Origin of the sequence: Micromonospora sp. NPDC049044 (assembly GCF_040649215.1) — a bacterium.
Classification (GTDB): domain Bacteria; phylum Actinomycetota; class Actinomycetes; order Mycobacteriales; family Micromonosporaceae; genus Micromonospora.
The window spans coordinates 224,146-241,540 of record NZ_JBEZFA010000001.1; the positions used below are offsets into that span (position 1 = coordinate 224,146).

Genomic DNA, 17,395 nt, shown 5'->3' on the forward strand with positions numbered 1-17,395 from the left:
GACCGCGTCAGGCGGTGGCCAACCGGACCATGAACTGGCAGCCGTCGGAGGTGTTGCGCACCTCGACCCGACCTCCGTGCGCCTCCACCAGGCCGTGGACGATGGCCAGGCCGAGCCCGCCGGACGCCCCATCGTCGCCGGGGCCGGGCGTGCGGGCCGGTTCGCCCCGGAACGCGACGTCGAACAGCCGGGGAAGGTCGGCCGGGGGGATGCCACCGCAGGTGTCGGCGACCGACAGCCAGGCGTGGTCCTCCTCTCGACCGGCTTCGATGCGTACGGTGCCGTCCTCGGGGGTGTAGCGCACGGCGTTGAGCAGCAGGTTGGCGACGACCCGAGCCAGCTCCGGTTCACTCGCGGCGACAGTCGGCCAGCCCGACTCGCTGGCGATCAGCTTGATCCGGCGGGCGTCGGCCAACGGGACGGTGCTGGCCAGGGCGTCCGACACCACCTCACCGAGCGGCACCGCCGTCAACGACAACCGCAGCGCTCCGGCGTTGATCCGGGACAGCTCGAACAGGTCGTCGACGAGTCGGGTCATCCGGTCGGTCTCCAGCCGGATCCGGCGGTGGTACTCGTCGACAGTGTCCGGATCACGCACCACCCGGTCCTCAAGCGCCTCCGCCATGGCCCGCAGCCCGGCGAGCGGGGTCCGCAGGTCGTGGGAGACCCAGGCGACCAGGTCACGTCGGCCCTTCTCCAGTTGCCGTTCCCGCTCCCGTGCCTGGTCGCGCCAGACCGCCGCGCGGGCCAGTCGCCGGCCGAAGTGCCCGCCGACGGCGAGGCTGACCACCGCCGCCGCCGACACGGTGATCAGCACCACCTCGAGGTCGTGGGCGGAGAGGAACATCGCCTCCGCTACCGCGAGCACCCCGACGGCGACCGCGACCACAGTGGTGGCGAGCAGCACGCTCAGATGCACGGTGATCGAGCTGCGCCGCAGCGCGCGCAGCAGCAGTGCGCCGGCGAGGCCGATGCCCAGTGCCGCACCGAGGGCGATCGCGAAGATCAGCAGCAGGTCACGCATCGGCGGGCTCGTACCGGTAGCCGACACCCCAGATTGTCACGATCCGCCGCGGGTCGGCCGGATTGTCCTCGATCTTCTCGCGCAGTCGGCGGACGTGCACCGTCACCGTGGAGTGGTCCCCGAAGTTCCAGCCCCAGACCTGCTCCAGGAGTTCGGCCCGGCTGAACACCCGGGACGGGTGCCGCATCAGGTGCGCGAGCAGGTCGAATTCACGCAGCGTCAGCGCCAGGTCGGCACCGGCGAGGCGGGCCGTCCGGGAGGTGGTGTCCACCGTCAGGCTGCCGTCGGTGAGCGCCTCCGGCCGCTCGGGCGGCGGCCCGCCGGCGGCGCGCCGGAGCACCGAACGGACCCGGAGCACCAACTCCCGGGGGGAGAAGGGCTTGGTCAGGTAGTCGTCCGCGCCGAGTTGCAGCCCGAGGATCCGATCGGACTCGTCACCCCGCGCCGTCAGCATGATGATCGGGATGCCGTCCGGCCGGGCCCGCAGCTCCCGGCACACCTGTAGGCCGTTGATCCGGGGCAGCATCAGGTCGAGCACGACCAGGTGTGGTGCCTCGCGCGCCACCGCCGCCAACGCCGCCGCCCCGTCCCCGGCGTGGCTGACCTGGAAGCCGTCGTGTTCGAGGTAGCGGCAGATGACGTCACTGACGGTCTGGTCGTCGTCGACCACCAGCACCCGTTGTGTCACGAACATCCCCCGTCACAACCCGTCGACTTGTGCATCCGCCAAGCGTAGCCAGGCGTCGGACGTCGACCGCACCGGCGAATCCTAACGAGGTTCTTACGGCTGCTCGGGCCAGCCGCTGTGGGCGTCCGCGAGGTCATACGGTGACCGGAATGCGGATACTCGTCACCGGTGCTGCCGGATTCATCGGCTCCCACGTCGCCGACCTGCTCGACGCGGACGGGCACGAGGTGGTGGCCGTCGACGCGCTCCTACCGGAGGCGCACGGCGCGACGCCGCCACCCTGGGCGCAGCGGCACGACCTCGTGGTCGGCGACGTGCGCGACGCGGAACTGCTGACCCGGCTGCTCGCCGGGGTCGACGCGGTCTGCCACCAGGCGGCCATGGTCGGGCACGGCGTCGACCCGGCCGACGCCCCCCGGTACGCCGCGCACAACGACCTCGGCACGGCCACCCTCCTCGCCGCGATGCACGACACCGGCGTACGCCACCTGGTGTTGGCCAGCTCGATGGTGGTCTACGGCGAGGGCCGGTACCACTGCCCGGCGCACGGAATCGTCCGGCCGGCCGGCCGCCGCGCCGCCGACCTGGCCGAGGGCCGGTACGAGCCGACCTGCCCCCGCTGCGACCACGCGCTCTCCCCCGGTCTCGTGCCCGAGGACGCGCCGCTGGAACCGCACAGCACGTACGCCGCCACCAAACTGGCCCAGGAACACCTCGCCGGCGCCTGGGCGCGGCAGACCGGCGGATCGGTCTGGGCGCTGCGGTACCACAACGTCTACGGGCCCCGGATGCCGCGCGACACCCCGTACGCCGGTGTGGCGTCGATCTTCCGGTCGGCCCTGGCCGCCGGGCAGCCGCCCCGGGTCCTGGAGGACGGCCGGCAGCGGCGCGACTTCGTGCACGTGAGTGACATCGCCGCCGCCAACCTGCTGGCGCTGACGACCCCGGCTCCGGAGCCCCTGGTGCCGGTGAACGTCTGCTCGGGTGAACCGCACACCGTCGGCGAGTTGGCCCACGAGCTGGCGTCGGCGATGGGCGGGCCGGTGCCGGTCACGGTCGGGGGTGGGCGGGTGGCGGACGTCCGGCACGTGGTGGCCGATCCGGCCCGCGCCGCCCGGCTGCTGGGTTTCACCGCCCGGGTCGGCTTCGCCGCTGGCATCGCCGACTTCACCACCGCGGTGATGCGGGAACCGGCCGCGGTCAGGAAACCGTCCACAGTAGGTGGTTGACGGCGAGGGCGGTGCCGGCCTGGGCCGCCAGCCACCACCGTCGGTGCCCGCTCGGCAGGTGCGCGGTGGCGACCAGCAGCCAGCCGGCGAAGGGTAGCCAGATCCGCTCCACCTCGGCCTTGCTGAGCCCGGACAGGTCCGCCGCGAGCACTGCCAACGCCGCCGCGACGGGCAACCACACAGTGGGTCCGGCGCCGGCGATCCGTTGTCGCAGGGCCGCCCGGGCCGGTGGTCGGATCGGCACCGCGGCCACCGCCCGCCGCAGCGCCGGCCCGACCACCGGCCCGGCCGACAGCAGCAGGGCGGCGAGATTCGCCCAGACCCAGTAGCCGTACGGGCGTTCCGCCGCCCAACCCTGGTAGTAGCGGCGGGCCACCAGGTGGTAGCCGTCCAACCACCAGAAGCCGGCGAGGCTGAACCCGGCGACAACTGCCGCGACCGCCGTCGCCGCGACCAGGAGCACGCCGAGGCGATCCCGGGCCCGCAGCAGCACCACTGCCACCGCGAGCACCCCGACCAGGACGAACCCGTACGACAGGTAGAGCGCGACACCGAGCAGCAGCCCACCGGGTACGGCCCCGGGCCGGCCACCCACCGCCAGCAGCGCCAGGCCGGCGGCGATCACCGCGGCGAACATGCCGTCCGCGGAGGCCCCCACCCAGACCGCCCCGGGGAAGAGGACCAGGAACGGCCACACCGCCCGAGCCGCGTCCTCGGTGCCGAGCGCCCGCACCGCCACCGGCACCGACACGCAGACCGTGGCGCCGAGCAGCACACACGCGAGCCCGGCGGCCGTCCCGCCGCCCAGGCCGATCCGTTCCAGCCCGACGAAGAGCAACAGCGCTGCCGGTGGATGACCTGCGGTGTGGGTGGACCACGAATCGGGCTGGAAGTCGAGGATCCGATCGGCGAAACCGGCAACCATGGCGCCGACATCCCGCACCCCCGGAACCTCGTGCAGGTACTCGGCCTGCACGGTGAGCCGCTCGGTCAACCCGGCGGACCAACCGTCCACGAGGGCCAGCGACAGCGTCCAGAGCACCGCTGTGAGGTAGCCGACGGCCAGCAGCAGCGGCCACCGCACTACGGTCGCCAGGCGCGTGCCCCGCCACAGGAACAGCGCCGCGACGAGCAGCGCGGCGGGTGTGCCGGGGCCCAGATGCGGCTGCCATTCGGCGTAGAGCGGGGCGGCGTCCGCATGCAGCCGTACACCCCGGTGGTTGAGCAGTGCGCCGACGGCGACGGCGGCGGCGAGCAGGGCCACCTCCACGCCGAGGACGGTCAGGTCGGCGGACCGGGGGCGTCCCGGCCGGGTCATCATGGTCATGGTGACGGCCCACGCTACGACCTCCGACCAGGGATCCGGCCGCGCATCGGGGGGACGTCAGGGACTCGTAAGATCCCCTGCCGCGTAAGCGATTCGTAAGGACGGACAGCGCTCCGGACGGCCCCGGGCGGGCCTAGCGTCGCCGGTATGCACACAACGATCGACGTGGTGCTGCCGTGCCTGGACGAGGCGGCCGCACTGCCTGCCGTACTGAGCGGGCTGCCACCCGGCTACCGGGCCATCGTGGTCGACAACGGCTCCACCGACGGCTCGCCGGCCGTCGCGGCCGAGTACGGGGCCCGGGTCGTCCACGAGCCGCGACGCGGGTACGGCGCGGCTGTGCACACCGGTCTGCTGGCGGCGGACGCGGAGTTGGTCTGTGTCCTCGACGCGGACGGCTCGTTCGATCCGGCTGAGTTGCCAAGGCTCGTCGCGGCGGTGCTCGACGGGCGGGCGGACCTCGCCGTCGGGCGGCGTCGGCCGGTCTCGGCGGAGGCCTGGCCGTGGCATGCCCGGATGGGAAACGCGCTGGTGGCCGCGCTGCTACGGCGTCGCGGTGTGCCGGTGTACGACATCAGCCCGATCCGGGTGGCCCGGCACGCGGCGCTGCTGGGACTCGGGGTGCAGGACCGCGCGTTCGGTTACCCGCTGGAGTTGCTGCTGCGCGCCACCGAGGCGGGCTGGCGGATCCTCGAGCTGGACGTCGCGTACGCATCCCGGGCCGCCGGCACCAGGTCGAAGGTCTCCGGGTCGGTGCGGGGCACGATGCGGGCGACCCGGGACTTCGCCGGAGTACTGCGCGCCGGTGTCGGCGGTGGACAGTGAACGTGCTGCTCGTGGTCGCCAAGGCACCGGTCGCCGGGCTGGCCAAGACCCGCCTCTGTCCGCCGGCGAGTCCGGCCCAGGCGGCCCGGGTCGCGGCGGCGGCGCTGTTGGACACCCTCGCGGCGGTACGCGCCACCCCGGCGACCATTCCCGTGCTGGCCCACACCGGTCGGTTCGCCGATGCCGAGTGCCGCGCGGAACTGGACACCGCGCTGGCGGGCTGGCACCTCGTTGCACAGCGTGGCGCCACGTTCGCCGACCGGCTCGCGAACGCGCACGCCGACACCGGTGCGGCCTTCCCCGGCCGGCCGGTGCTGCAGATCGGCATGGACACGCCGCAGGTCCGGCCGGCAGTGCTCACCACCGCCCTGGGGTTGCTCGCCGAGCACGGGGCGGTTCTCGGGCCGGCGCTCGACGGCGGCTGGTGGGCCCTGGGGTTGCGCGACCCGGCGTACGCGGGCGCGCTGCGCGACGTGCCGATGTCGACGGACGACACCTGTCGCCGTACCCTCGCCGCTCTGCGCGAGCACGGGTTGCACCCGGCGACACTGCCGGTGCACCGGGACGTCGACGACTGGCCCGGCGCGCTCGCGGTAGCGGCGGACCTGCCCGGCACCCGGTTCGCGGCTGCCGTCGAGTCGGTGGGTGACCACCTGGTGAGCGGACCCCGCCGATGACCTCGACGATAAGTCTCGACGGTTTCGCTGTGGTCCTGGGCGGGCTCGGCGGGTGGCCCGCCGACCAGGACGCCCGCGGTACGCAGTTCACCCAGGTGCCGCCGGCCCAGCCGCAGCACTGGCTGGTGCACACCGACGGGCGACGCGACCTGCTGCCGGTGCGCCGCTGGCACGGCGCACCGGAACCGGCGATCGAGTCCATCGCCGCCCGCTGCGAGGGGCCGACAATCGACCTCGGCTGCGGCCCCGGCCGACTGACCAGGGCACTCGCCCAGCGCGGCCTGGTCGCGCTGGGCGTGGACATCTCCGCCGAGGCGGTCCGGCTCACCCAGGGCCGGGGGGTGGTCGCCCTGCGACGCGACGTCTTCGACCCCCTCCCCGGCGAGGGAAGATGGGCGCACGCCCTGCTCGTCGACGGCAACATCGGCATCGGCGGTGACCCGGTCCGGCTGCTGCGCCGGTGCGCCGCCCTGCTCGCCGCCGACGGGACGCTGCTGGTCGAGGTGGAACCCCCGGGAGCCGGGCTGTGGCAGGGGCAGGCGTACGTGTTGTCCGGGGCGTCCGGGGACGGGGCATGCCAGGGGCCGGCGTTTCCCTGGGCACGGGTCGGGGCCGACGTGGTGGCCGGTACCGCCGCCGCCGCCGGTCTACGCGTCGCCAGCCAGCTCCGGTTCGGCAGGCGCTGGTTCGTCGAGTTGGTGCGCCAGTGATCCGCCGGCCCCGGGTCCCCGCCCCGGAGGACTTCACCGCGCCGTCGCACTCACCGCTGGTCGCCGCCCGGCTCGGCCTCTGGCTCGGGGTGGCGTTCGGGCTGTGCTTCGGCACCGGACTGCTCAGCCACTTGATCCAGCACCCGCCGGGTTGGTTCAGTTGGCCGACCCGACCGGTCAACCTCTACCGGATCAGCCAGGGTGTCCACGTGCTCTCCGGCATCGCGGCGATCCCGTTGCTGCTCGCCAAACTGTGGAGCGTCTACCCCCGGCTGTTCGTCCGTCCGCCGCTGCGCCAGCCGATCCGGTTGTCCGCCCACGCACTCGAACGGATCTCCGTCCTGGTCCTGGTCTGCGCCGCGTTCTTCGAGCTGGTCACCGGCCTGTTCAACGTCGCCCAGTCGTACCCGTGGGGGTTCTTCTTCCCGACCGCGCACTACGCCGTCGCCTGGCTGGTGGTGGGCGCGGTGCTGCTGCACGTCGCGGTGCAGCTCCCGGTCGCCCGCGCGGCGCTGGGCACGGCAGTGCGCCGGAGCGCCGGTGGGCAGGACGATCAGGCCTCGGCCGGACGGCGGGCGTTCCTGCGTACCGCCGCCGGTGCCGCCGGCATCGCCGTGCTGGCCACCGCCGGGGTCACCGTGCCGTGGTTGCGTCGGGTGTCCCCGCTGGCGTGGCGGTCCGCGTCCGGGCCGCAGGGTGTACCGATCAACCGGACGGCCGCCGCCGCGCGCATCGCCGTCCCGCCGGACTGGCAACTGGAGATCGTCTGGCCGGGTGGGCGGCACGCCCTGTCCCTGGCCGACCTGGCGGCCCTGCCGCAGCGCACCGCGGAGCTGCCGATCGCCTGCGTCGAGGGCTGGAGTGCCTCCGCGCACTGGACCGGGGTGCCCGTCGCCCAACTGCTGCGCCACGCCGGCGCACCCACCGGCAGAGCGGTTCGCGTCACCTCGCTGGAGACCGACGGCCTGTACGCCGCGAGCACCCTCCCCGCCGCCCATGCCAGCGACCCGCTGACCCTGCTCGCCCTGCGCATCAACGGCGAGGAGCTGTCGCCCGACCACGGCTACCCGTGCCGCCTCATCGCGCCGAGCCGGCCGGGTGTCCTGCAGACCAAGTGGGTGGCCCGGTTGGAGGTGCTGCGGTGAGAGCCGTTCGACTGCTGCTGCTCGGGCTCGGTGTCGTCGCGACGGCGTACGGCGGTTGGCTGCTCCGCCCCCAGCTCGGCACCGCCCTGCCGTGGCTGCTCGGCGGTCCGGTGCTGCACGACGTCCTGGTGGCACCGCTCGTCGGACTTGTCGGCCTGGCGCTGGGCCGGCTGGTGACCGACCGGCTCCGCCTGGCCTGGCTCAGCGCGGGCCTGCTGGCCAGCGCCACGTTGCTGCTGATCGCGGTGCCCCTGCTGTGGCGACCGCCGTCGGCACCGCCGAATCCCGGCCTACCGGACCGCGACTACCCGCTGGGGCTCACCGTCGGGCTGGCCGTCGTCTGGGCCGTCGTCGTGCTCGTGCTTGTCGTCACCACCATCGCCGGCCGGTGGCGCGCCCGGACCGGTCCGAAGCTTGCGAGGAGAAGTGCAGATGTCAGCAGGTAAGGCCGCCCCGCCGATCGGCGTGATCGGCGGATCCGGTTTCTACGAGTTCCTCGACGACGTCAGCGAGGTCACCGTCGACACCCCGTACGGACCGCCGAGCGACCCCCTGTCGGTCGGGAGCGTCGCCGGACGGCCTGTGGTGTTCCTGCCCCGCCACGGACGGCGGCACGCCCTTCCCCCGCACCGCATCAACTACCGGGCCAACCTGTGGGCGCTGCGTGCGGTCGGCGTCCGCCAGGTGCTCGCGCCGGGGGCCGTGGGCGGCCTGCGACCGGAGTTGGGCCCCGGCGTCCTCGTCGTGCCGGACCAGTTGGTCGACCGGACCTCCGGCCGCGAGCAGACCTACTACGACGGGCGGCGGCGCCCGGACGGGCAACTCCCCGGGGTCGTGCACGTGCCCTTCGCCGACCCCTACTGCCCGGTCGGGCGTGCCACGGTCCTCGACGCCGCCCGCGCCGCCGATTGGCGACCTGTCGACGGCGGCACCATGGTCGTCATCGAGGGGCCGCGCTTCTCCACCCGCGCCGAATCAGTGTGGTACGGCCAGCAGGGCTGGTCGGTCGTCGGCATGACCGGTCACCCCGAAGCGGTGCTGGCCCGCGAACTGGCAATGTGCTACACCGCGCTGTCGCTGGTGACCGACCTCGACTCCGGCGTGGAGGTCGGGCACGGCGTCACCCAGCAGGAGGTGTTCACCGTCTTCGCGCGCAACGTCGAGCGCCTGCGGGTCGTGCTCGGCGACGCGGTACGGGCGTTGCCACCAGGCCAGGACGGCTGCCCGTGCGGACAGGCGCTGGCCGGTACGCAGATCGGCATCACGCTGCCCTGACCAGCAGCTGAGCGGGCCGACACCTCAGGGGCGTGCGGCCGAACAGAACCCGGTCCAGCGCAGGTCACCCGAGAGGTGGCTCTGGTCGTTGAACATCACAAGCGTGGGCGACAGCCCGGCGCGGTATTCGATCACGGTGAGGCCGGTGTTCGCGCTGTCCAGGCCGAGCCACCGGGTGGGCGGGGCCGCCAGCGCGTGCCGCACCAGCCACGCGATCGGGTACGCGTGCGTGACAAGCACCTCGTGTGAGTCCGGCCCGGTGCGCGCCGGGGCCGTGGCGAACCGTGCCACGAGGCTTTCCGCGATGCGGGTGCCGGCCACCGCCTCGGCCTCGTCGTAGCCGTCGAAGAAGCCGGCCCAGGAGCGGGGCATCTCGTCGGCGGTCGGGACGTACGGCACGTGGTCGACGAGTTCGGCGGCCTCGGCGACCGGCACGTCCGGCAGGTGCTTCGCGATCTCGCGGGCGCTCCCGGCGGCACGCGGCAGCATCGAGTGCCACACCGCGTCGATCGGCAGGCCGGCGAGTCGTCGACCGAGCAAATCGGCCTGCTGGCGTCCCACGTCGGTGAGCTCGCCGAAGGCGTCCGCCGCGCCGTGTCGCGCCAGGTAGAGGTATCGGACAGCCATGACGGGACCCTAGCGGCTCTCCGGTCCGGTGCCCCTGGCGATTCCGAGTGTCGACAGGAGGTCCTCGTGCAACTCCATCCACACGGCGTGGCACGACGCGACTCCCACCCCGGCCACCCACTGCCCGTCGCCCGCGCGAGCCCGCGCGAGCGCCGCGTCGAACCGGTCGGCGTACCCGTCGAAGCGACCCAGCACGCTGACGAGGACGCCGATCAGCCGGGTCAACTCCGCGCCGATCGCTGTGAGTTCGTCGAGCACCCGGCCGTCCCATTGCGGGTCGCTGTGGTCGTTCGAGGCCAGCCGGTCACCCTCGACCGGCCGCAACTGCCAGTCGGTGCAGGCCCGGACCAGTAGCCCGTTGAGGGCCTCGAACTCCTTGTGGGCCTGTTCGACGGTGGCCCGCGCGCCAGTGCGGTCCAGCTCCTCGCCGAGCCGCCGGGCGTCCTGCTCACGGCCGCGCTCGGTGAGCGTCCACCCGCCGGTGCCGGCGAACTCGACGTGGGTCACCCACCCGTACGCCTCGAAGTCCCCCAGCAACTCGGCGGCTGCGTCCAGGTCGATGCCGGTGCGGCGGGAAACCGCCGCGTCGCTGGCCAACCCGGCCACCCGCACGGAGTGCAGAACCGACAGGTCCGGTGCTGAGGCATGCGTCATGGCAGTCAGCATTCAGATTCCGGCATCCGACGTCAACGGGGCCCGCTGCGTGTGGCTCGGAACCTCCTCCGCCCGGCCCGGGTAGGCTCCCCGGCAGCTGAAGGGGGCCCGGTGCTCATCGATCTGACCGACGCCGAACCGGTGACGTCCGGCGGCAAGGCCGCCGCCCTCGCCCGGTTGCTGCGCGCGGGCCTGCCGGTCCCACCCGGGTTCGTGGTGCCGACCACCGCTTTTGTGGGGACCACCGCCGATTTTTCGGGGACCACCGCTGACCTCCCCGTGGAGTTGATCGACGAGATCACTCGGGCGTTGCCGCGGATCGGCGCCGGCTACCTGGCCGTGCGGTCGTCGGCGACCAGCGAGGACACCGCCCACGCCACCGGGGCCGGGCAGCACGACACGTTCCTGGGCGTGCGCGGGCCCGATCAGGTGGCGGAGGCCGTCCGCAGGTGCTGGTTGTCGCTGTGGTCCGAGCGCGCGGTGGCATATCGGCGTCGGCAGGGCGACCCGCGGTCGCCGTCGATCGCCGTGCTTGTGCAACGCCTGGTGGACGCGGACGTCGCCGGGGTGTTGTTCACCGGCGACGATATCCGGATCGAGGCGTCCTGGGGGCTGGGGGCGAGCGTGGTCAGCGGCCACGTCACCCCGGACTCGTGGACGCTCTCCGGCGGCGACATCACCAGTCGGTCGCTCGGCACGAAACGGACCCGGGTCGACCGTACTGTCACCAGCGAGGTGGCACCGGCCGACCAGGAGCGGTTCTGTCTCACCGATGACGAGCTGACCCGGCTCGCGCAGCTCGGCCGGCGGGCGGCCGACCTGCTGGGCGGCCCGCAGGACGTCGAGTGGGCGATTGCCGGGTCCCGGATCTGGGTCCTCCAGTCGCGGCCGGTCACCAGCGCCCTCCCTCCCGCGCCCACTGCCGGCGGCGACGCAGGCGAGGCCCTCACCGGCACGCCGGGCAGCCCCGGTCGCGCCACCGGGCCGGCGCGCGTGGTGCGGGGCCCCGGCGACTTCGCCCGGGTCCGGCCCGGTGACGTCCTCGTCTGTCGCACCACCGATCCGGCGTGGACCCCGCTGTTCGGCGTGGTCGCCGCGGTCGTCACCGAGATCGGCGGTCTCCTCTCGCACGCCGCGATCGTCGCCCGCGAGCAGGGCCTCCCGGCCGTCCTGGCGGTCCCGGGCGCGACGACGGCCCTGACCGACGGCGCGTCGGTCGAGGTGGACGGGAGCACCGGCCGGGTCGTACCCCTGGCTCCCTGATCCGGCGACGACCTGGCGACCGTCGGCCGCGTGCCCGCCGGTTCCTATCGATCGGCCGGGAGCCGGTGCCGGCGGATCAACCGCTGGCCGATGAAGGTCCGCCAGACCCGGTCGGCGACGGTCGGCTCGACGATCCAGAGCTGGCGCTGCGCCTCGGCGAGGGTGGTCGGCGCGCTGAAGAGATCCAGGAACAGCCGGCTGCTGCGGTTGAGGGCGAACACCTGACCGTCGACCCGGCGGAACAGGTGCCGGTCCGCCGGCAGGTCGCCGGGGACGCCATCCTGCTCGTCGGAGCGGATCCGCCGGTACGCCTGCCAGACCTGCTCGTCGTCGCGGTCCACGAAGGAGCCGTTGGCGAGGAACTCGGTCTGCTCGTCGGTGTCGTGGCGGACCCGGTCGTGAGCGAGGACGCTCCGCACCTCGGTGCCGTACCGGTCGTGGTAGAAGAACGTGTGCGGGGTGTCGGTGGCACCCAGCCACGGGCGGTGGTAATGCCCGGGGTTCAGGCCGGCCTTGGCCCGGGCGACCTCGGCCTGCGCCGCCTCGGTGACCGGTTCGTCGTACTTCAGCATCCGCACGATGTCCGACCCCTCGACCGGCCGCACGTTCGTGATGCCGAACCGCTCCGGTTCCTTGGCGACGATGGCGCCCGGTGTGAGCATGAAGTCGCCGAGCCCGCCGAGGGTCCACAGGTCCGGGTTGTCACGCAGGAAGTTGACGCTGTCCAGCGCCTCCTCGCGGGTCTCGGTGGGGAAACCGGTGAAGCCCATCATCTGTACGCCGATGTTGGCCTTGGTCATCGCGGTCATCGTGCGCCGCGCCTGATCGGGCTTCGTGCCCTTGTCGATCAGGTCGAGGATGCGCTGGTTACCGGACTCGAAGCCGACCGAGATGGCCACGCAGCCGCTGCGCCGCAGCAGTTCGCAACGCTCGTCCGACCAGTACTTCTCCAGCCGGATCTCGGCACCCCAGCGGAAGTCCAGCCCGCGTTCGACGACCTTCTCGGCGAAGCGCAGGATGGTGGCCGGAGCGAGCACGTCGACCGAGAAGTAGATGAACTTGGCGAACTTCGACAGCTCGGTGACGTCCGCGACCATCGTATCCGCCGTGTCCTGCCGCCAGGGGCTGGTGGGGCCGTCGGTGTTCAGGCCGTAGTCGCAGAACGTGCACTTGTTCCAGTAGCAGCCTCGGGTCGGCGAGTAGTAGACGAACCGCTCCGGGCTGAGATAGAGGTCCCAGGGCAGGCCGGAGAAGTCCGGTACCGGCACCTGCGCCAGGCGTTCGTAGCGCAGGGGCAACTGCCGCAGGCGACCGTACTTCGGGTGCAGCCGGACGTTCGGGTGCCCGGCCGGCAGGGTGCCGGTCTGCACCGCGTCCAGGATGTCCGTGTACGCGCTCTCCCCCTCCCCGACCACTATCGCGTCGAAGTCGGCGAGCACCTGGAAGACGTACTCGGGTTTGCTCGCGCACTTCCAGACGTCGGAGATCTCGGTGCCACCCGTGATCAGGAAGACGTCCGGGCAGGCCCGCCGCACGAGTCGGGCGATCCAGAGCGCGAACGGGAGCTGCCACTGGTAGGTGACGCTGATGCCGATCACCTGGTGCCCGCCTGCGGCCAGCCGCGGGATCAGCACGTCCTCGTAGTACGGCAGGAAGGGGCGGTTGAGCCGGGCGAGCACCGCCTCGTCGGTGAGCGCGGCCACCGAGCCGATCGAGATCATCGGTGGCGGGTGGAGCCGGAAGCCGGCGTGGAACTGCCCGGGGAACCCGACAGTGCCGAGCGCGTCCATCCAGGAGATCACGCCCTCGACGGCGTCCTGGTAGTGCCGGTAGTCGTAGAACAGGGTCGGGTCCTGCAACACAGCGACGGACCGGCGCAGCCGCTCCGGATCGGGGTCCGGCAGGCCGAGCTGGTTCGCCCGGGCCATCAGCGCGTCGGGCTCGCTCAGGTCGTCGGTGGAGACCCGGGACAACTCCCGCCGCAACCAGTCGGACGCCGAGGGGGTATAGGAGTGGTGGAACGCCTCGATGTTGGCGTCGATGATCTCCGCCGGCAGGTGTCCCTGCGCCCGCGCGTACGAATCGAGATAGTTCAGAGAGTGGTATCCCGAGGTGGGATCGGTAAGCGGGGGATAGATCAGTGCCGCCTTCACCGTGCCGCTCATCGACTCCTCCTCAGCTGACCCCGGCCGTTGTGCCGGCCAGGGTGTCCTCCGACGCGAACGTGGCCACCGCCGGCAGTCGCGGGGCACCGAACGCCTTGACGTACGCAACGAGCGGTTCGGCGGCGTACCGGAACGCCGCCAGGTCCACGAAGCCCCGGTCCCACACCGCCGCTTCCAGGGCGTCGACGGCACAGCCCCACAGCCGCGCGAAGTACGCGTCGACGACCTCGGTGCGGAAGTGCAGCCGGCCACCCGGGCGGCGGTGCCCATTCGTACGCGGGACGAGCGTCTCGTTGAGCGACGCCGCGGTCGCCGCGACCTGCCGCGCCGCGGCGAGCATCGCGGGGGTACGCAGCGGCGCCGCGACCATCCACAGCGCCAGGCTGCGGTACGGCGTGGTGCCGAACGCCCGCACCAGCATCCGCAGCACCGCCTCCTGGTCGCCGAGATCCCGTTCCCGGACGGTCAGCCAGTCCCACCCGGTCGGCGGTCCAGCGGTCAGCCCTCGCTGGCGGGCCACCTCGCTGGCGCGCTGCTCGACAGTCGGGTCGGCGATGTCGACCTCGGCCAGCCCGGCCAGCACGCTGCGCCGGTGCCAGGCCGCCGACTCGGGATGCAGCAGCATCAGCACCGCTGCGGCGTCCCTGTCGCTCACCCAGTGCCCGCCGACCTCCTCGCCGGCGAAGCGCGAGCGCCAACTGTCCAGGAAGCGGGTGTGCAGGTTGTCGATCGGCTGGTCGCCGGCGTGCGCCGGGCACAGCTCGGGCGCGTCGTCCGCCGCCATCGACAGCAGCAGCCGGGCGTCGGCGCTCTTGGCATCAAAGGGGTGCCGTCGGTGCCAGGTCAGGAACCGGTCCACGACTGCCGCCGCCTCGGGCGGCGCGGTGCGTTCCAACGCCCGGTACGACCGCCGCCGAAAGGGCAGGTCCCGACCGATGGTCAGCAGCAGCTCGGCCTCGGCGTCGCTGAGCACGCCGGCCGTGACGGCCCGGCGCAGCGCGACCCGGATGTTCACAAGCGGCACGCTCAACGCGCGGTGGCCCTCCTCTGCCGGACCGTGCACGACGGCCACCTCGTCGTCACCGGTGACGACCCCGTCGCGGTAGAGCCGGAACACCTCGCCCACGCCCCGCATGCCGAACGGCCACAGCTCGGCGGCGCGCAGCGCGCCCATGCTGGCGGCGCCGGCCACCGTCACTCCCCGGTCGAGCAGGTACAGGATCTCCCGGTGGCGGACCGGCGGGTGTTGCAGGAAGAACCCGTCGATGATGAGGACCCGGTCGCCCGGGTCGACGTCCAGGCGGAGCAGGTCGCCGTGCGCCACTGGTGGCAGCACCACCGCGTCGGGCAGCAGTCGAGCGACCTCGTCGGCCGGCAGGCTCGGACCGATGAAGACGACGTCAGTCACGGGGCACCCCCGGTCGGACGCTGAGCGCCCGCTCGTCGAACATCCGCAGGCCGGGGGCGAACACCTTGCTCACCGGAATGCCGATGTCGTCGTGGGTCAGGTCGACGCTGAACGGCTCGACGCCGGTGACCCGCTGCACCCGCTGCGCCAGCTCGCGCAGCACCTGGGTCACGTCCCCCGCCGGTGGCGGATCCCGGCGGACCGGCCGGACCGGCCGGTCCACGGTGGGCGGTGGCACCGGCGGCGCGCCGACGTCGTGGTACGCGGTGGCGTCGATGTCGTCCCGCGCTCCGGAGACCATGACCAGCCGCGACTGCGCCGCCTCCGACATGGCCCGACCGACGGCGATCTCCGGGTCCAGGTGGCAGCCGAATCCGCCGAAGGTGACAGGCAGGTCCGGGGACCAGATCGAGGCGGCGTAGCAGGGTACGCCCACCGCGTTCGTGATGTCGCAGACCTCCACCCAGCAGTCCGCCCGCAGCAGCGCCTCGTACACGGTGCGGGTCATCGCGTTGGTGGCGGTACCCGGGTCGGCGTAGGTGCGCTCGGCCAACGGTGCGGTGCAGTACGGGGCGATGCAGTCGCGTTCGACGACTTCGAGCAGGGCGTGCAGGCTGGCCTCGGCGAAAGTGTTCCCGGTGGCCAGCCCGTTGCTGCTGGGGGTGAACAGGGCGCGATCCCAGCCGCGTCGGACGGTGAAGTCGAGTTCGATGGTGGCGCGGGGCACCAGGCAGTGCGCTCCGGTCACCAGCCCCCGGCCGGCCACCCAGTCGAGTTCGACGGCGGAGGTCAGGGGCGACCGTTCCGCCAGGTGCAGCCACCTGACGTCGTACGGCAGGTCGAGCGCCTCGGCCGGGGACCTGACGACGGTCCCCGGCCGGAGGTTCTCGGCATGCCAGGACTCGATGCTCTCCATGACCGCGCTGACCCGGGCCTGCGTCGCCGTGGCGCCGGTGCCGACGCTCACCGCCATGGTGGCTCCGACCGGCCGGTAGGCGACGTGCACCGGCAGGCCGATCTCGTCGAGCCGGGTGATGTCGGCGACCCGGGTGATCCGGAACCGGTCGAGCAGGCCGGCGATCCGGGTCCAGGTCTGCTCCACGGTGGCCGTCCGGTAGGTGCCGGATCGGAAGGCGATGGTCTCGGTCGTGTCAGTCATCGAGGCTCCCGGCGGGGGTGGGGAAACTCAGAGGATGAGGACGGCGATGATGTTGACGTTGTTGTCGGCGACCGGGGCGACGCCGCCGGCGACCGTCTCCAGCTCGGCCTCGGTCAGCTCGTTGAGGTCGACGAGAGGCACCTCGGGCACGTGCAGCACGTGCAGGCCGGGCGTGCCGGCCCAGTCGGCGACGATCTGGTCCTTGGTGTAGAGCGTGGCGGGCTGGGCGCGGTCGACCTCGACCCGGGAGCCGGAGGCGACCGGCAGGCCGGCAGCCGTCGCGTAGCCGGTCGGGTCGGCGAGCAGGCGCTGCAGTTCCTCGTCACTGCGCCACACCGCGGTGACCAGTTCCGAGTACTTGGTCACGAACCTCGCGCCATATTCCTGGTCGTCGTTGCTCATCGTTCGGTCCTTTCCTCGGGGGGTCGCTGCGAGACGGGGGTCGATCGCTGTGGCGAGAACGCTACGAAGATCGAGGTTCGACAATCAACGATTTCGGCTTACTGCCATCAGAATCTGCCGTGCCGACCGATGGGCGGCAGACATCGGTGTCAGGTGCAGCAGCACGGGCAGCAGCAGGCGCAGCTCGGATCCAGGCCGGCGACGACGCTGTCCAGTTCGTCCTCGGCCAGCTCCGCCTGGGCCACCGGCAGCAGCGACGGCACGAAGAGCACGAACCGGCCGGTTGTCGCCGCCTGCTCCCACGACTCGATCTGCACCTCCAGGTCCGGATCGGTGTCGGCAACGTCCCGGACCACCTGGACCTGCACATCCTCGGGCAGGTGCAGCCCGTAGCCGGCGAGGAACCCGCGCGGGTTCCGATCGAGGGCCTGCTCCTTGACCGGGTCGGCCCAGACGTCGGCGACCAGCCGGCTGTACGCGGCCACGAAGACCGCTCGATCGACAGGTGTCACACCCTGCTCCCTTCGGTTGTCGACCGCCGGCGGCGGCGACAGGCAGCGCGGGAGGTTCCGGGCCGCCGGTTTCGCTTCATCGTGGGCCACCTGTGGATCCGGTCCGCCCACCGCGCGGCGATTTCATCGAATGTGGCCGCGAAAGGGTCGCGCTGCGGCGAAAGCCGGGTAATTGAGAATCACCGGCTGGCGGCGGGCGAACAATTCTAATGAGAGGCACCACTGTGGACAAGTAGTAATTCCTCGCCTGTCATTCCCCGGGTGTGCGCACCTAGGCTGCGATCGGCGGACCGCCAAGGAGTGAC

General features: G+C 72.6%; 18 protein-coding genes. 8 read left to right on the forward strand and 10 right to left on the reverse strand.

Annotated elements, in window-relative coordinates; all coding sequences use genetic code 11:
• Nucleotides 1-7 precede the first annotated feature (7 nt).
• Nucleotides 8-1,024: an ATP-binding protein gene (locus AB0B85_RS01000; RefSeq protein ID WP_357402132.1), complete on the reverse strand. Its 1,017-nt coding sequence runs from the start codon at nucleotides 1,022-1,024 to the stop codon at nucleotides 8-10.
• Nucleotides 1,017-1,712: a response regulator transcription factor gene (locus AB0B85_RS01005; protein ID WP_357402134.1), complete on the reverse strand. Its 696-nt coding sequence runs from the start codon at nucleotides 1,710-1,712 to the stop codon at nucleotides 1,017-1,019. Before AB0B85_RS01005 ends, AB0B85_RS01000 begins: the two co-directional genes overlap by 8 nt.
• A 149-nt stretch (nucleotides 1,713-1,861) precedes the next feature.
• Between AB0B85_RS01005 and AB0B85_RS01010 the strand changes: the two genes are divergently transcribed.
• The gene (locus AB0B85_RS01010) at nucleotides 1,862-2,941 is read left to right on the forward strand and encodes an NAD-dependent epimerase/dehydratase family protein (RefSeq protein ID WP_357402136.1); all 1,080 of its coding nucleotides are present in this window, start codon (nucleotides 1,862-1,864) and stop codon (nucleotides 2,939-2,941) included.
• On the opposite strand, the gene AB0B85_RS01015 is transcribed toward AB0B85_RS01010, so the two are convergent.
• Complete coding sequence (locus AB0B85_RS01015; RefSeq protein WP_357402138.1) at nucleotides 2,913-4,259, reverse strand: hypothetical protein; 1,347 nt, start codon at nucleotides 4,257-4,259, stop codon at nucleotides 2,913-2,915. The genes AB0B85_RS01010 and AB0B85_RS01015 overlap by 29 nt on opposite strands.
• Before the next feature lie 156 nt (nucleotides 4,260-4,415).
• Between AB0B85_RS01015 and AB0B85_RS01020 the strand changes: the two genes are divergently transcribed.
• The 6 genes from AB0B85_RS01020 to AB0B85_RS01045 are packed head-to-tail and all read left to right on the forward strand — an operon-like array spanning nucleotide 4,416 to nucleotide 8,900.
• Nucleotides 4,416-5,093 (forward strand): glycosyltransferase family 2 protein, encoded by a 678-nt coding sequence (locus tag AB0B85_RS01020; protein WP_357402140.1) that lies wholly within the window; start codon nucleotides 4,416-4,418, stop codon nucleotides 5,091-5,093.
• Nucleotides 5,090-5,770, forward strand: a complete 681-nt coding sequence (locus AB0B85_RS01025) for a DUF2064 domain-containing protein (RefSeq protein ID WP_357402142.1) — start codon at nucleotides 5,090-5,092, stop codon at nucleotides 5,768-5,770. Before AB0B85_RS01020 ends, AB0B85_RS01025 begins: the two co-directional genes overlap by 4 nt.
• Nucleotides 5,767-6,480 carry a methyltransferase domain-containing protein gene (locus AB0B85_RS01030; protein ID WP_357402144.1) on the forward strand — a complete coding sequence of 238 codons (714 nt, stop codon included), beginning with the start codon at nucleotides 5,767-5,769 and terminating at the stop codon, nucleotides 6,478-6,480. The genes AB0B85_RS01025 and AB0B85_RS01030 overlap by 4 nt, the downstream gene beginning before the upstream one ends.
• Nucleotides 6,477-7,625: a molybdopterin-dependent oxidoreductase gene (locus AB0B85_RS01035; RefSeq protein WP_357402146.1), complete on the forward strand. Its 1,149-nt coding sequence runs from the start codon at nucleotides 6,477-6,479 to the stop codon at nucleotides 7,623-7,625. Before AB0B85_RS01030 ends, AB0B85_RS01035 begins: the two co-directional genes overlap by 4 nt.
• Entirely contained in the window at nucleotides 7,622-8,071 is a 450-nt protein-coding gene (locus AB0B85_RS01040) for a hypothetical protein (RefSeq protein WP_357402148.1), read from the forward strand. The genes AB0B85_RS01035 and AB0B85_RS01040 overlap by 4 nt, the downstream gene beginning before the upstream one ends.
• The gene (locus tag AB0B85_RS01045) at nucleotides 8,058-8,900 is read left to right on the forward strand and encodes an S-methyl-5'-thioadenosine phosphorylase (RefSeq protein WP_357402150.1); all 843 of its coding nucleotides are present in this window, start codon (nucleotides 8,058-8,060) and stop codon (nucleotides 8,898-8,900) included. The genes AB0B85_RS01040 and AB0B85_RS01045 overlap by 14 nt, the downstream gene beginning before the upstream one ends.
• Nucleotides 8,901-8,924: 24 nt before the next feature.
• On the opposite strand, the gene AB0B85_RS01050 is transcribed toward AB0B85_RS01045, so the two are convergent.
• Together AB0B85_RS01050 and AB0B85_RS01055 are read right to left on the reverse strand one after the other, a co-directional pair.
• Nucleotides 8,925-9,527, reverse strand: coding sequence for a histidine phosphatase family protein (locus AB0B85_RS01050; RefSeq protein WP_357402152.1), 603 nt, complete (start codon nucleotides 9,525-9,527; stop codon nucleotides 8,925-8,927).
• A gap of 9 nt (nucleotides 9,528-9,536) precedes the next feature.
• Nucleotides 9,537-10,181, reverse strand: coding sequence for a transcriptional regulator (locus AB0B85_RS01055; RefSeq protein WP_357402154.1), 645 nt, complete (start codon nucleotides 10,179-10,181; stop codon nucleotides 9,537-9,539).
• Between the two features lie 111 nt (nucleotides 10,182-10,292).
• On the opposite strand from AB0B85_RS01055, the gene AB0B85_RS01060 reads away from it, so the two are divergent.
• Nucleotides 10,293-11,444, forward strand: coding sequence for a PEP/pyruvate-binding domain-containing protein (locus tag AB0B85_RS01060; protein WP_357402156.1), 1,152 nt, complete (start codon nucleotides 10,293-10,295; stop codon nucleotides 11,442-11,444).
• Nucleotides 11,445-11,488: 44 nt separating this feature from the next.
• On the opposite strand, the gene AB0B85_RS01065 is transcribed toward AB0B85_RS01060, so the two are convergent.
• The 5 genes from AB0B85_RS01065 to AB0B85_RS01085 all read right to left on the reverse strand — a co-directional run bounded on the left by AB0B85_RS01065 (nucleotide 11,489) and on the right by AB0B85_RS01085 (nucleotide 17,090).
• The gene (locus tag AB0B85_RS01065; protein WP_357402158.1) at nucleotides 11,489-13,609 is read right to left on the reverse strand and encodes a radical SAM protein; all 2,121 of its coding nucleotides are present in this window, start codon (nucleotides 13,607-13,609) and stop codon (nucleotides 11,489-11,491) included.
• Nucleotides 13,610-13,619: 10 nt separating this feature from the next.
• Entirely contained in the window at nucleotides 13,620-15,017 is a 1,398-nt protein-coding gene (locus AB0B85_RS01070; RefSeq protein WP_357402160.1) for a TfuA-like protein, read from the reverse strand.
• A complete protein-coding gene (locus tag AB0B85_RS01075) occupies nucleotides 15,010-16,176 on the reverse strand; it encodes a YcaO-like family protein (protein WP_357402162.1) in 1,167 nt (388 codons plus the stop codon). Before AB0B85_RS01075 ends, AB0B85_RS01070 begins: the two co-directional genes overlap by 8 nt.
• A gap of 27 nt (nucleotides 16,177-16,203) precedes the next feature.
• Entirely contained in the window at nucleotides 16,204-16,578 is a 375-nt protein-coding gene (locus AB0B85_RS01080) for a hypothetical protein (protein WP_357402164.1), read from the reverse strand.
• 149 nt (nucleotides 16,579-16,727) lie between these two features.
• Nucleotides 16,728-17,090 (reverse strand): hypothetical protein, encoded by a 363-nt coding sequence (locus AB0B85_RS01085; protein ID WP_357402166.1) that lies wholly within the window; start codon nucleotides 17,088-17,090, stop codon nucleotides 16,728-16,730.
• Nucleotides 17,091-17,395 lie beyond the last annotated feature (305 nt).

Bases quoted from the DNA above. Each gene is read 5' to 3' on its own strand.
- AB0B85_RS01050 (WP_357402152.1), bottom strand. From the start codon at position 9,527: ATGGCTGTCCGATACCTCTACCTGGCGCGACACGGCGCGGCGGACGCC.
- AB0B85_RS01020 (WP_357402140.1), top strand. From the start codon at position 4,416: ATGCACACAACGATCGACGTGGTGCTGCCGTGCCTGGACGAGGCGGCC.
- AB0B85_RS01010 (WP_357402136.1), top strand. From the start codon at position 1,862: ATGCGGATACTCGTCACCGGTGCTGCCGGATTCATCGGCTCCCACGTC.
- AB0B85_RS01015 (WP_357402138.1), bottom strand. From the start codon at position 4,259: ATGACCCGGCCGGGACGCCCCCGGTCCGCCGACCTGACCGTCCTCGGC.
- AB0B85_RS01030 (WP_357402144.1), top strand. From the start codon at position 5,767: ATGACCTCGACGATAAGTCTCGACGGTTTCGCTGTGGTCCTGGGCGGG.
- AB0B85_RS01045 (WP_357402150.1), top strand. From the start codon at position 8,058: ATGTCAGCAGGTAAGGCCGCCCCGCCGATCGGCGTGATCGGCGGATCC.
- AB0B85_RS01080 (WP_357402164.1), bottom strand. From the start codon at position 16,578: ATGAGCAACGACGACCAGGAATATGGCGCGAGGTTCGTGACCAAGTAC.
- AB0B85_RS01000 (WP_357402132.1), bottom strand. From the start codon at position 1,024: ATGCGTGACCTGCTGCTGATCTTCGCGATCGCCCTCGGTGCGGCACTG.
- AB0B85_RS01065 (WP_357402158.1), bottom strand. From the start codon at position 13,609: ATGAGCGGCACGGTGAAGGCGGCACTGATCTATCCCCCGCTTACCGAT.
- AB0B85_RS01075 (WP_357402162.1), bottom strand. From the start codon at position 16,176: ATGACTGACACGACCGAGACCATCGCCTTCCGATCCGGCACCTACCGG.
- AB0B85_RS01055 (WP_357402154.1), bottom strand. From the start codon at position 10,181: ATGACGCATGCCTCAGCACCGGACCTGTCGGTTCTGCACTCCGTGCGG.